The sequence below is a fragment of the Enterobacter sp. MGH119 genome, from assembly GCF_001037675.1.
GTDB lineage: Bacteria > Pseudomonadota > Gammaproteobacteria > Enterobacterales > Enterobacteriaceae > Enterobacter > Enterobacter hormaechei_C.
Map to the genome: position 1 here is coordinate 178,824 of NZ_KQ089931.1, position 13,130 is coordinate 191,953.

Here is a 13,130-nt window from a genome sequence, read left to right on the forward strand (position 1 = left end):
GGTTATTCCACTGGTTGATGTTTGGTCAGGCGCTCGACGGCCCTGACCAGTTCGGCCACGGAGCGGACCTGCATTTTCTCCATTACCCGGCGGCGGTGCACTTTCACCGTGATCTCACTGACGCCCAGCTCGGCGGCGATCTGCTTGTTGAGCTTGCCGCTGATGGCCAGCTCAAGCACCTCATGCTCGCGCGGCGTGAGGGACATGTGGCGCTGCTTCAGGGCGTAGTGCTCTTTGACGCGGGCGGCGTTGTGCTGTGCCAGTCTGAGCGCGGATTCGATGGAGCCGATGAGCGCGCTGGATTCAACGGGCTTAGTGAGAAATTCGTAGGCTCCGCCTTTGATCGCCCGGACGGACATAGGGATGGTGCCGTGACCGGTGAGAAAGATGATCGGTATTTCCCGCCCGCTGGCTTTCAGCGCATCTGCGACATCAAATCCGGTTATCGTGGGCATCTGCATATCGAGGATCACGCAGGAGGGCAGATCCTCAAAGGGATGGCTGAGAAAGGCTTCTGCTGAGGAAAAGCCAAGGGCGTGCATATCCGCGGATTCCAGCAGCCTGACAACGGACTGTCTGACTGTGTCATCGTCATCAACCACATAAACAATGTGTTCCATTCACCGCCCCGGTGTGTGATCAGTAAATCATCGACAATAAAATAGCGCCTTTTTGAACGTAAGCGACTGTTTGCTATCCTCATTCATACTAACACATTAATTATTATTATCATTTACCAATATGAAGATGATATGAAAGTGTAATAAAAATGTGGCGAATTAGTTAGGAGTGGAGCGCTGTTTTTAGTGACCTTTCCGGGGGCGGAGCCAGCGCACGACACGCGATGTTTTGTGTGAGGACGCCGACGGGTAAAACAGGCTACACTCTGATTTTGAGCGCGACAAGCTGAGGACATAACGATGCACTACACACTGAAAAGCAGTGACGATAAAGAAAAAGCGGAAGGAACAAACGGCGCGGGCGCTCTACAGCAAAAACTGCTGGAATCCCGTTCGATTGTCATCTCCGGTGAAATCAACCAGGAGCTGGCCCAGAAAGTCATCACTCAGATGATCCTGCTGCAAAGCGTCAGTAACGATCCGATCAAGCTGTACATCAACAGCCAGGGCGGCCATGTAGAAGCGGGCGATACCATCCACGACTTCATTAAGTTTATCCGTCCGGAAGTACACGTTATTGGCACCGGCTGGGTGGCAAGCGCCGGGATCACCATCTTCCTGGCGGCGAAAAAAGAGCACCGCTACTCGCTGCCAAATACCCGCTTTATGATCCACCAGCCGCTGGGCGGCGTGCGCGGTCAGGCAACGGATATTGAGATCGAAGCGCGGGAGATCATCCGCATGCTGGAACGCGTGAACAAGCTGATTGCCGACGCCACCGGCCAGCCGCTGGAGAAAGTGAAGAAAGACACCGACCGTAACTTCTGGATGTCACCGGCGGAAGCGCTGGACTACGGCATCGTGGGCAAACTGATCACCCATTATGACGAGCTGAACCTGGATTAAGTTTTAGCCCGCGTGTGCGTCGGGTGACGGCTTCGCCTTACCCGACCTACACGCGCTCGATTGACCCATGACAAGTTCCCCCTCTGCTTTCTTACCTATAATCGCGCCTGTTTACCCTCTCACTGGTGCTAACCATGGCGTATCAACTGAACCTGAACTGGCCGGAATTTCTTGAAAAATACTGGCAAAAACAACCCGTTGTACTGAAAAATGCCTTCCCGAATTTTGTCGACCCCATTACCCCTGATGAACTGGCGGGTCTGGCGATGGAGCCGGAAGTCGATAGCCGCCTGGTAAGCCATGCTAACGGCAAGTGGCAGGCGAGCAATGGCCCGTTTGAGCATTTCGATAACCTCGGTGAAACCGGCTGGTCCCTGCTGGCGCAGGCGGTGAACCACTGGCATATGCCCGCCGCAGAGCTGGTGCGTCCGTTCCGCGTCCTGCCGGACTGGCGTCTCGATGACCTGATGATCTCCTTTTCTGTCCCGGGCGGCGGCGTTGGGCCGCATATCGATCAGTACGATGTGTTTATCATCCAGGGGATGGGCAGCCGCCGCTGGCGCGTGGGTGAAAAGCTGCCGATGCGTCAGTTCTGCCCGCATCCGGCTCTGCTACATGTCGATCCTTTTGAGCCGATCATCGACGAAGATCTGGCGCCGGGCGATATCCTCTACATTCCGCCTGGATTCCCGCATGACGGCTTCACCCATGAAACCGCGCTCAACTACTCTGTCGGTTTTCGCGGGCCGAACGGTCGCGATCTGATCAGCAGCTTTGCCGACTATGCGCTGGAGAACGATCTGGGCGGCGAACACTACAGCGATCCGGATCTGACCTGCCGCGAACACCCGGGCCGCGTGGAGCAGTACGAGCTTGATCGCATTCGCGAGATGATGATCGACATGATTAGCAAGCCGGATGATTTCACGAAATGGTTTGGCAGCTTCGTCTCCACGCCACGTCACGAGCTGGATATTGCCGCCGCCGAGCCGCCGTATTCCGCAGAAGAGGTGCTGGACGCGCTTCAGGGCGGCGAAACGCTGTCGCGCCTGAGCGGCCTGCGCGTGCTGAACGTTAACGGCAGCTTCTTTATCAACAGTGAACAGCTGGAAACGGCGGATGTGAACGGGGCAGACGCGCTGTGCCGCTACACCGAGCTCGGCCAGGCCGAGCTGGGCGAGGCGCTGAATAATCCGGCGTTTGTGGACGAACTCACCGGGCTGATTAACCAGGGGTACTGGTACTTCGACGAGTAACAGCAGGCGGCGTTTAGTCAGCCTAAACGCCGCTACGTTCAAACCAGCATATTACACGCCTTCCAGTAGTTCAAAAGCCGCTCGTCGTCGCGCTCTTTCTCCGCTTTGATTTTCATCGCCTGGGCGAGATTCTCTCGCGATAACTCATGGCCTTTTTGCACGATGTCTAAAACCGCTTCACCAAGAGCCAGCGAAATTTCTGTCCGATTGTTGCGAATCGTCATAAATACCTCCTCGTTGGTTGCGATAAGTTAATTATGAACGGGAAATAATCAGTCGGTAATAATTCATCTCATTCTTATTTTTTCATTTCGGCGTTAAGTAGAATGAATATTCGGTTCTGTCAATGATGTTTCAAAATGCTAATAGGGCGTTTAAGCCTTAATTTATGCGCTACAGTTAATTTCGTGCAACAGGCAAATAACCGAAACAGGAGAATAATTATGGTAGATAAAAGCGCAATTAAGGATCACACTCAGGTTGTCGCCAGCTGCGGAACGCACGTCGGGGTTGTGGACCATCTTGATGGTGAGCGTATCAAGCTTGCGAAGAGCGATCCGGAATCGGGCGGCAAGCACCATTTTATTCCTCTCGGCTGGGTTGATAAAGTCGAAGATAATAAAGTTGTCCTGACCAAAAACCATAAAGAGGTTTTTGCTGAGTGGCAGGAAGCATAAATATATCTCTCGCAAGGAAATATATGCCTTCGCTCCGGCTTCGTCCGGAGCGTAATAGTGTCTGCGCCCGGTGATTGCTGCCGTTGCAAATGGATGGTACTGTTTTGCCTGTCCTTTCCCGATGCAGGCCCCGAATGATGCTCCAGAGTGAAAATAGATCAGCGAAACGCATATTTTTTGTTGAAGATTTTCAGGTATTCGGCGAGCGCTACGGCATCGACTACCGTTTCCCCCAGTTAAAAGAGGCGCAGGTCAGCGGTAGCCCCGTGTTGCAGGGGAATGTTGAAGAGATGATGCTCTCGTCCGGCATTTCGCTGACCCATTCCGACGTACGTGTATTACAGCCCTATGAAACCACCTCTCGCCACAGCAGCCCGCTCTATATGCTGGTGGTGCTGGAAGGGTGCGTGACGCTCACGCTCAATGATATCAATTATCCCGTCCGCCCGGGCATGGCGTTCAGCTCACGTCTGAGTGAAGATCAGGTAATGAGCGCGCGTCACGATGCCGATAGCACGCTGAAAACGCTCTCGTTTGGCGTGTACCCGCACGATGCCGGACGTGAAGCCTTGCTTGAGTCATTGCTTCTGGAATGGCAAAGCCTGAATGCACCCGCGTTTGTCTGGCAGGTTCCTGAGTTTGTGATGTCAGGTATTCTGCATGCGCAGCGGCAGGGGGTAAGCGTGCTTTCACGCAAGCTTTTGCTTGAGGGGCTGATGTATCAGCTGCTCGGCCATGGCCTCAACCAGCGCCAGCAGCCTTGCCCAAGCCGCCCTGAACATGCGCGTCTTGAACGCGTGCGGAGCCTGCTGGAACAGTCTCCTGAACGGGATCATACTCTCGCGCAGCTGGCAGCCCTGGCTGCAATGAGCCCAAGCAGCCTGCGTAGCAAGTTCCGTCAGCGCTATGGCTGCACCCTCTTCGACTATCTCCGCAACTGTCGCCTTGCGCTGGCGCGACGCTATCTGCTGGAAGGCCACAGCGTGCAGCAGGCGGCGTGGATGTGCGGGTATCAGCATGCCACCAACTTCGCCACCGCGTTTCGTCGTCATTACGGGATTTCACCGGGTGACGTGCGCAAACTCCGCTAACGTAATTTCTCCTGTCGCGCGAATGCATCCCGTGCGGTTTAGCATCGCGCATACGTAACCTGGCTGTACGCATAGCCGTTTGCACTCTCAAAAAGGTAATAATTCTTATTAACAATAAGAAATATCTCTGGAGAGGGTTATGTTTGCTAAATCGCGTCTGGCACTGCTGGTGGGATGGGTTACCGGTAGCGTCGCTTTTCCTTTACTGGCGCAGGATGCCCAAAAAACTGACACCGTGGTGGTGACCTCGCAGATGCAGTCTGCGGCCACCAAGCTTGAAACACCGGATATTGAAACCCCGCAGTCGGTCTCTATCGTCACGCGCGAGCAGTTCGAAGAGCAGGGCGCAACCAGCGTGCGTCAGGCCGTGAGCTACACGCCGGGGGTCTACAGCAACCAGATCGGGGCGTCAAACCGCTTTGACTACATGGTGCTGCGCGGCTTCTCGGACGGCAGTCTGGACAACGTCTACCTCGACGGCCTGAAGATGATGGGCGACACCAATTCCCACAGCTCGCTGGTGGTTGACCCGTGGTTCCTGGACAGTATCGAAGTCGTGCGCGGTCCAGCCTCCGTGCTCTATGGCCGCTCATCGCCGGGCGGGATTGTGGCGCTCACCTCCCGTAAGCCATCGTTCGATCCTGGCGGGGAGATTAAGCTCTTCGCCGGTAACAATAACCAGCGTGGGGCGATGTTCGACGTGACCGGCCCGGTTGATGATAACGACCGCGTGGCGGTGCGCCTCAGCGGGATGACCCGCTATGCTGATTCCCAGTTCGATCCGCTCAAAGAAGAGCGTTACGCCCTGATGCCGAGCCTGACCTGGCGTATCACCGACAGCACCCGTCTGGATCTGATGGCCTACCTGCACCGCGATCCGGAAGGCGGCAGCCACTCCGGCCTGCCATATGAGGGCACCGTTGTACCGCACAGCGGTAAGAAAATCTCCAACACCTTCTTCGAGGGCGAGGACGATTACGACAAGTACGATCGTCGGGAAAAAATGGTCGGCTATAACATCGAGCACCTGTTTGACAGCGGCTGGTCTGTGCGCCAGAAGCTGCGCTACCTGCACACCAAAGTCGAGCTGAACCAGGTGTATGCCGCAGGCTGGCTGAATGACACCGAGCTGAATCGCGGCTATTCCGGCTCTGACGAGAAGATGAACGCCATCACCCTGGATAACCAGGTCGACGGCAGCTTCGACACCGGGGCGGTGAACCACCGCGTGCTGATCGGCATGGACTATCAGGACCGCACCAACAACGTGACCGGCTACTATGGCGGCTTCCCGCCGATTGACGCCTTCCACCCGGTTTACGGTGCGAAGCCGGACTACATCACCCAGTACAGCCGGGAAAAGCATAAGCTTCGCCAGACCGGCTACTACCTACAGGATCAGATGTCCGTTGACCGCTGGCGCCTGACGCTCGGCGGGCGTTACGACCAGGTGAGCGTGTCGAACGTCGACAACTTTAACCACACCCGCAGCGATCTGGATAAAAACAACTTCAGCAGCCGCGCGGCGCTGCTGTATCTGTTTGATAACGGCGTTGCGCCGTACGTCAGCTACTCCACCGCCTTTACGCCGACCAGCTTTGCCGACGAGCAGGGCAATATCCTGGATCCGATGAAGGGCAAGCAGTGGGAAGCGGGCGTGAAGTATGAGCCAGAAGGGATGAACAGCCAGTTCAGCGCCTCGGTGTTCCGCATCAACCAGAAGAACATTGCCACTAAAGAGGAGCCGACCGATCCGTACCGTTCCATTGGTGAAATCGAATCCGAAGGCGTTGAGCTGGAGGCGATTGGTCAGCTGACCGACAGCCTGCGTATGCAGGCGGCGTACACCTACACGGATATTCGCTACAAGAAGAGCAGCCCGGAAGAGGAGGGCAAGCGCGCCGTTTATGCCCCGCGTAACATGGCCAGCGCCTGGCTGAGCTACGACGTCAAAACCGGCCTGCTGGACGGCCTGACCGTCGGCTCCGGCGTGCGCTATGTCAACGGGATCGCCAGCGATCGCCAGAACACCCATACGCTTCCGTCGTACACGCTGGTGGATATGACCGTGGGGTATGACCTGTCAAAAGTGGGGCTCACGGGCGTGAGCGCGCAGTTGAACGTCAATAACCTGACGGACAGAAGCTACGTCGCGGCCTGTAACTCTCTCTCTTACTGCTACTTCGGTGCAGAACGCAGCATTGTGGGCAGCGTTTCGTGGAAGTTCTGAGTTGTTGATCTTGCCGGGTGGCGGGAGCGGTTTTCTCCCTCTCCCTGTGGGAGAGGGGCGGGGTGAGGGCAAAATGCCGCACTACTCCTCCATCGCAATCACAATCGCTTCACCCATCTTTTTCAATGCCTCGCGATTTTTGTCTGTCGGCGGCAGCGCTACGTTGATCCGCAGGCAGTTGCGGTACTTCCCGGAGGCGGAAAACAGCGACCCGGCCGCGGCCTGGATCTTCAGCCGGCACAGCTGCTTGCTGACGCACACCATATCGACCGTCTCCGGCAGCTCAACCCACAGCAGGAAGCTGCCCTGCGGGCGGGTGACGCATATCTCTGCCGGAAAATACTGCCGCACCCAGCAGGTGTAGGTCTCCATATTCTGCTGATAAATCTGGCGCATACGCCGCACGTGGCGATGGTAATGGCCGTCGCGGATAAACGCCGCCACCGCCATCTGCGTGCCCGGCACGTTAAACCCGCCCGCGGCGTACTTCATGTGCATCACCCGATCGTAATAGCGCCCCGGCACAATCCAGCCGACGCGCAGGCCCGGCGCCACGGTCTTGGTAAACGAACTGCATAACAGCACGCGACCATCAATATCCATAGAATGAATGGTGCGCGGACGCGGATACTCCGCCGCCAGCTCGCCGTAGATATCATCCTCAACAATCACGATATCGTGCCGCTGTGCCAGGGCTAAGACCTGCTTCTTCCGCGCCTCCGGCATGATAAACCCGAGCGGGTTATTGCAGTTTGGCACCAGGATCACCGCCTTGATCGGCCACTGCTCCAGCGCCAGCTCCAACGCTTCGATGCTGATCCCGGTTTCAGGATCGGTGGGAATTTCAATGGCCTTGATGTCAAAGCCGCGCAGCATCTGCATGGTGCCGTGAAACGACGGCGATTCCACCGCCACGATATCCCCCGGTTTGCACACCGAGAGCAGGGCGATCGACAGCGCGCCGTGGCAGCCGTTGGTAATGACAATTTCGTTTGCCGCGACGGTGGAGCCGCCGTCCAGCATCAGGCGGGCGATTTGCTCGCGCAGCTCCAGGCGCCCGTCGAGCACGTCATAGCTCAGCATCTCGCCGGGGTTATGCTGCGCGATGCGGCTCATCTCGCGCCACAGGGGCTTCAGGCTCGGCTGGTTAATGTCCGGCGAGCCGCCGCCAAAGGAGATCATCTCTTTGTCGGCGCGGGCGTCCAGCAGCATCATCACCTCATCCCACTGGGTAACGTCCACCGGGCGCTGTACCGGACGGGTCATCGCCGGGACGGGCGGCTGGGCTTTGCGTTTCGAGACGAAATAGCCGGAGCGCGGCTGAGGCGTGATCAGCTGGAGGTTTTCGAGGATCTGGTAGGCCTGCTGTATGGTGCTGATGCTCACGCCGTGCTCCTGGCTCAGCGTGCGTACCGACGGCAGACGTTCGCCGCTGCGATACAGCCCTTGTTCAATGCGTTCCGCCAGGAGGTTGGCCAGATGTTGATAGCGCGTCATGCTGTATCCTTTGTTTTCACCATACAGAGCATTAAACCAGTACAGATGGATGAATAAACCACCATGCAGATACCGTTTTAGCGGATCTGTATGGTAAACAAAAGCAGTTTTTGAATCTGTATTGTACTGGCCGTTTTCCATGATGATAACCCCACTGGCATAGCGAGGAGAGCATCATGGAATTCTACGAGAATCGTTCAAAACGTCCGTTTATCGCGTTTGTCTGGGTAGCGAAAACGCTGCGTAACTGGTATCGCATCAACCGTACCCGCCGTATTCTGAGCCAGATGAGCGACGAGCAGCTCAAGGACGTCGGGTTATCGCGATATGATGTGTGAGCATAGGGTTGCCTGGTGGCGCTACGCTTACCGGGCCTACAGGAGACCGTAGGCCGGGGAAGGCGCAGCCGCCACCCGGTGGTTTTCAGCTCAACAGTTCTAGCGTCTGCCGTTTCGGCCTTTCCAGCAAATCCAGCGCCTCCTGATACGACCGCACGTTGTTATAGCCCATCACCAGCCCGTAGCGTTTTCCTGATCCTTGATACCACGCCGAAAGCGCATTGACCTGCAATTGCTGTTCCTGCCAGCAGCGGGCGATCTCCCGGTCAGCGCTTCCCTTTGCGAGGAACGCGACAATATGCATCCCGCCGTCGTTTTGCTCGGTGAAAAACAGATCGCCATAGACCTCACGCAGGGCGGCAATCATCCAGTCGCGGCGGGTCTGATAGAGCGCGCGCATCTTTTTCAGATGACGGAAAAAATGCCCTTCGTTGAGAAACGCGGTGAGGATCTTTTGCGTCAGCACCGGCTGGCCGCTGGTGAGGATGTCCGCGCTGTCGGTAAACGCGCCGACGGTGCTGGCGGGCATCACCACGTAGCCCATGCGCAGCGATGGCATGATGGTTTTGCTGAAGGTGCCCATAAAGATCACCCTGTCATGCTGGTCGAGGCTTTTCAGCGACGGCAGCACTTTGCGGGTGTAGTGAAATTCGCCGTCATAATCATCTTCGATAATCCACGCCTCGTTTTGTGACGCCCAGTCGAGCAACTGCTGCTTGCGCGGCAGGGAGAGCGTCACCGCCAGCGGGCTCTGGTGAGACGGAGTAACGATGGCGAAGCGGGCATCGTGATGATTACGCAGCAGGTAGTCCGTATCCATCCCTGCGCGATCGACCGGCACGGTGTGCAGGCGGGGCACAATGCGCTTGAGCAACTGCTGGCCCATAAAGTAGCCTGGATCCTCAAATACCACCTTATCGCTGCGGCTGGCGAGCGTGTCGAGGATCAGGCGCAGGCTGCCGCTGTAGCCGCTGGTGATCATTACCTGTTCCGCAGTGCAGGATAACCCGCGCGAGATATTGAGATAGCGGGCTATCGCCTCGCGCAGCGGATACCAGCCCAGAACGGGCGGGTTGAGCATTTCATCCTGACGCATGGCGCGCGTCGCCTGGCCCGCCAGCAGCAGCCATTTTTTATAGGGGAAGCTGTCGAGCGCGGGAATGCCGGGGCGCAGAAAACCGGCCCGTTCGCGCTGGCTAATCAACGACGCCGGCAGCGTGCCGGTCGCTTGTTCTGTGGGGGCGTTTTGCGCGGGCAGCAGAAGATCCGGATTCACCCGCGTCCCGCGCGCGCCCTGGCTCACCAGATACCCTTCGCCCGTCAGAATGGCATACGCCGTCTCGACGGTTTTGCGCGCCACCTTCAGCTCTTCCGCCAGCAGGCGGATGGCAGGTACCCTGTCGCCCGGCTTCAGCACGCCGCGCATGATGTTGTCGCGATAGCGGGAATAAATCTCGTGATAGCCCGGCTTCATGTCCTACCTCATTTCACGCTTTTTGTATCTTTTTACTATGTCATGAACGGCGTAGATTTGCTTCATCGCATGACACATGCCGCACAAAAAAGAGGAAAGACAATGAGCACTCGCGTAAACCACCACAAAGCCACACCTGCACTCACCAACGCGCTTTCCGCCCTGAGCATGGAAGTGGCGAAAACCTCTATTGATCCGGCGCTGAAGCACCTGATCGACATTCGCGTGTCGCAGCTGAACGGCTGTACGTTCTGTCTTGATATGCACTCAAAAGAGGCGAAAATTGCCGGCGAGCGCGAGCTGCGCCTGTACCATCTGGCGGCCTGGCGCGAGTCCCCGCTGTTCAGCGCCCGTGAAAAAGCGGCGCTGGCCTTCACCGAAGCGCTGACCCAAATCGGCGTTCACGGCGTGAGCGATGCGCTGTACCGCAGCGTGGCGGAGCACTTCTCGGACGTGGAGATTTCAGAGCTGAACTTCGCCATCGTGGCGATCAACGCCTGGAACCGCCTGGGCATTACCTCCCGCATGGAGCCGGGCTCGCTGGATGCGGCGTACGGGCTGAACAAGGCTAACCTGGAATAATCCCGCGCTCGCGGATCATCGCCACCAGCGCCCGCAACCCCGGCGGGACGTGGCGATGGCCGGGGTAGTACAGGCGCAGCCCGGCAAACGGCTGCGCCCAGTCGTTTAAGACGCTCACCAGCTCCCCGCTTTTCAGCTCGTCCTGAATATAGATTTCCGGTAAAAATCCCACCCCTAACCCCGCTTTTACGGCGCGGATCGAGGCAAAAAGATCGGACGTCGCAAAGCGCGGCGGCACGGCAAGGGCGTACGTTTCCCCCCGACGGGCCAGCTCCCAGCGGTAGATCCCGCCGTGGGCCATACGCATGCCGATCCCCTGATGTGAAAGCAGATCGTCCGGCGTCTCGGGTATGCCGTGACGGGCGAAATAGTCCGGCGTGGCGGTCACCAGCTGGCGGATCTCACCGGTCAGCGGCACAGCGATCATGTCCTGCGGAACGGACTCTTCGAGGCGGATCCCCGCGTCATAGCCTTCGGCGACGATGTCGATCATCCTCGCTTCGCTCACCGTTTCCACGCGCATTTTCGGGTAGCGGATCATGAAGTCGATCAGCAGCTGGTCCAGAAACAGGGTGCCGATATGGTTCGGCACGTTCAGACGCAGCGTGCCGGCGGGTTCCCCGGTGTCGCTGTGGATCTCCTCCCCGGCGAGACGGATCTCCTGTAGCGCCGGGCCGATACGCGCCACGTAGCGCTGCCCGGCGTCGGTGAGCGCCACGCTGCGGGTGGTGCGGTTGAAAAGTCGCGTCTCAAGGCGGCTCTCCAGCCCGGCGATGGCGTTGCTGACCGCCGTGGCGGACATCCCCAGTTCCTGCGCCGCGCCGCGAAAGCTGCCGCGCCGCACCACCGCCATCACCACTTCCAGCTCTGTCAGACCTGAACGATGCATAGATTATCCTGAAAATCGAAACAACCCTTGCAGCATAGCGTGGATTATCGCAACGGAGAAGCCGTGACAGACTGGTCTCACACAGCCTGAGGAGGTTTATATGCACACCATCGAACAGATCTTTATTAACGGCGAGTTTGTTACCCCGCACGGCACCGAGTGGTTTGATTTGTACAACCCGGCGACGGCGCAGGTCATCGGTCAGATTCGCCTGGCGGATGAGGTTGACGCTGAACGCGCTATCGCGGCGGCGAAAGCGGCGTTTCCGGCGTGGTCGCAGACCACAAAGCAGGAACGCATCGCCGCGCTGAAGCGCATGCACGCCGCCGTGGCCGCTCGTCACGACGATCTGCTGGAAGCGGTCATTGAAGAGTACGGCGCGCCCGCCTCGCGCTCGGCATGGATGGCAAGCTATCCGGCAGAGGTGATTGCTCAGGCCATCGAGGCGCTTGAGGCGTTTGAGTTTGTCACCTCCGCAGGTGCCGCAACGGTGCAGATGACGCCGCTCGGCGTGGCCGGGCTGATTACGCCATGGAACAGCGATGCGGGGTTTATCTGCGGCAAACTGGCGGCCGCGCTGGCGGCGGGCTGCACGGCGGTCATCAAGCCGAGCGAAATGAGCGCCCTGCAAACGCAGATTGTCACCGAAGCGCTGCGCGACGCCGCGCTGCCGCCGGGCGTGTTTAACATCGTCACCGGACGCGGCGAGACGGTGGGCGAAACCCTCAGCCGCCATCCGGACGTCGCGAAAATCTCGTTCACCGGTTCCACGAATACCGGCAAGGCGATCCTGCGCAACGCGGCGGAAAGCTTTAAGCGCGTAACGCTGGAGTTGGGCGGTAAATCGCCGACGATCCTGCTGGATGATGTGGATCTCGAGCAGGCGATCCCGCTGGTGATCCAGGCCGGGTTTATGAACAGCGGGCAGGCGTGCGTGGCCGGGACGCGCATTCTGGTGCCTTACTCGCGCAAGGCGGAGATCGAAACCGCGCTGGCGCAGGCCGTGGCGGCGGTGAAATCCGGCGACCCGCGCAACAGCACGACAGACGTCGGCCCGATGGTCAGCGAAAAGCAGTGGCTGCGGGTGCAGGGCTATATCCGCAAAGGAATCGAAGAAGGGGCGCGCCTGCTGGCGGGCGGCGAAGGGCGACCGGAAGGCACGCGGGACGGCTGGTTTGTGCGTCCGACGCTGTTTGCCGGCGTGAACAATCGGATGACCATTGCCCGCGACGAGATTTTCGGCCCGGTGCTGTGCGTAATCCCTTATCAGGACGAGGCGGAGGCGATTGCCATTGCCAACGATACCGAGTACGGCCTGAGCGCGATGGTGCTGGGCGGCGATGTGGACCGCGCGCGACGCGTGGCACAGCAGATTGTTTCCGGTCGCGTGCTGGTGAACACCCTGGCTCATGAACCGAAAGCGCCGTTTGGCGGGTTTAAGCACTCCGGCGTGGGGCGCGAGATGGGCGAGTGGGGGATCCGCGCGTTTATGGAGCCGAGGTCGGTTCTGGGCTAAAGCTTCGCTCTTTACCGAAGCATTGTGCTTTTCCATCCTGCATTCTCTCCTCAA

Annotated in this window: 13 protein-coding genes; 8 read left to right on the top strand and 5 right to left on the bottom strand. The window is 58.3% G+C overall.

Translation table 11 applies throughout. The annotated features are described in order from the left end of the window. Positions 1-2 precede the first annotated feature (2 nt). The gene (locus tag SK53_RS15575; protein WP_003863061.1) at positions 3-620 is read right to left on the bottom strand and encodes a response regulator transcription factor; all 618 of its coding nucleotides are present in this window, start codon (positions 618-620) and stop codon (positions 3-5) included. A 300-nt stretch (positions 621-920) separates the two neighbouring features. Here SK53_RS15575 and SK53_RS15580 point away from each other — a divergent pair, with 300 nt between their 5' ends. Together SK53_RS15580 and SK53_RS15585 are read left to right on the top strand one after the other, a co-directional pair. After that, the gene (locus SK53_RS15580) at positions 921-1,526 is read left to right on the top strand and encodes an ATP-dependent Clp protease proteolytic subunit (RefSeq protein WP_003863062.1); all 606 of its coding nucleotides are present in this window, start codon (positions 921-923) and stop codon (positions 1,524-1,526) included. 134 nt (positions 1,527-1,660) lie between these two features. Then, positions 1,661-2,782, top strand: coding sequence for a ribosomal protein uL16 3-hydroxylase (locus tag SK53_RS15585; RefSeq protein ID WP_003863064.1), 1,122 nt, complete (start codon positions 1,661-1,663; stop codon positions 2,780-2,782). 38 nt (positions 2,783-2,820) lie between these two features. Here the strand turns inward: SK53_RS15585 and SK53_RS15590 are convergent, their stop codons facing one another. Beyond that, a complete protein-coding gene (locus tag SK53_RS15590; RefSeq protein ID WP_003863066.1) occupies positions 2,821-3,006 on the bottom strand; it encodes a hypothetical protein in 186 nt (61 codons plus the stop codon). Between the two features lie 219 nt (positions 3,007-3,225). Here SK53_RS15590 and SK53_RS15595 point away from each other — a divergent pair, with 219 nt between their 5' ends. The 3 genes from SK53_RS15595 (at position 3,226) to foxA (ending at position 6,780) form a co-directional block, all read left to right on the top strand. After that, positions 3,226-3,459 (top strand): DUF2171 domain-containing protein, encoded by a 234-nt coding sequence (locus SK53_RS15595; protein WP_003863067.1) that lies wholly within the window; start codon positions 3,226-3,228, stop codon positions 3,457-3,459. 134 nt (positions 3,460-3,593) lie between these two features. Next, positions 3,594-4,550 carry a helix-turn-helix domain-containing protein gene (locus SK53_RS15600; protein WP_048209767.1) on the top strand — a complete coding sequence of 319 codons (957 nt, stop codon included), beginning with the start codon at positions 3,594-3,596 and terminating at the stop codon, positions 4,548-4,550. Between the two features lie 121 nt (positions 4,551-4,671). Continuing rightward, positions 4,672-6,780, top strand: coding sequence for a ferrioxamine B receptor FoxA (gene foxA / locus SK53_RS15605; RefSeq protein ID WP_151403282.1), 2,109 nt, complete (start codon positions 4,672-4,674; stop codon positions 6,778-6,780). 81 nt (positions 6,781-6,861) lie between these two features. Here foxA and SK53_RS15610 read toward each other — a convergent pair whose 3' ends face one another. Next, entirely contained in the window at positions 6,862-8,277 is a 1,416-nt protein-coding gene (locus SK53_RS15610; RefSeq protein ID WP_003863072.1) for an aminotransferase-like domain-containing protein, read from the bottom strand. Positions 8,278-8,453: 176 nt separating this feature from the next. On the opposite strand from SK53_RS15610, the gene SK53_RS15615 reads away from it, so the two are divergent. Then, on the top strand, positions 8,454-8,615 hold the full coding sequence (locus SK53_RS15615; protein WP_003863073.1) for a DUF1127 domain-containing protein: 162 nt from the start codon (positions 8,454-8,456) through the stop codon (positions 8,613-8,615). Positions 8,616-8,700: 85 nt separating this feature from the next. Here the strand turns inward: SK53_RS15615 and SK53_RS15620 are convergent, their stop codons facing one another. Next, positions 8,701-10,089, bottom strand: coding sequence for a MocR-like pyridoxine biosynthesis transcription factor PdxR (locus tag SK53_RS15620; protein ID WP_032608442.1), 1,389 nt, complete (start codon positions 10,087-10,089; stop codon positions 8,701-8,703). Positions 10,090-10,191: 102 nt separating this feature from the next. On the opposite strand from SK53_RS15620, the gene SK53_RS15625 reads away from it, so the two are divergent. Continuing rightward, the gene (locus SK53_RS15625; RefSeq protein ID WP_003863077.1) at positions 10,192-10,671 is read left to right on the top strand and encodes a carboxymuconolactone decarboxylase family protein; all 480 of its coding nucleotides are present in this window, start codon (positions 10,192-10,194) and stop codon (positions 10,669-10,671) included. Here SK53_RS15625 and SK53_RS15630 read toward each other — a convergent pair. Next, a complete protein-coding gene (locus SK53_RS15630; protein WP_003863079.1) occupies positions 10,658-11,560 on the bottom strand; it encodes a LysR family transcriptional regulator in 903 nt (300 codons plus the stop codon). The genes SK53_RS15625 and SK53_RS15630 overlap by 14 nt on opposite strands. A gap of 100 nt (positions 11,561-11,660) precedes the next feature. On the opposite strand from SK53_RS15630, the gene SK53_RS15635 reads away from it, so the two are divergent. Beyond that, on the top strand, positions 11,661-13,076 hold the full coding sequence (locus SK53_RS15635; protein ID WP_048209768.1) for an aldehyde dehydrogenase family protein: 1,416 nt from the start codon (positions 11,661-11,663) through the stop codon (positions 13,074-13,076). Positions 13,077-13,130 lie beyond the last annotated feature (54 nt).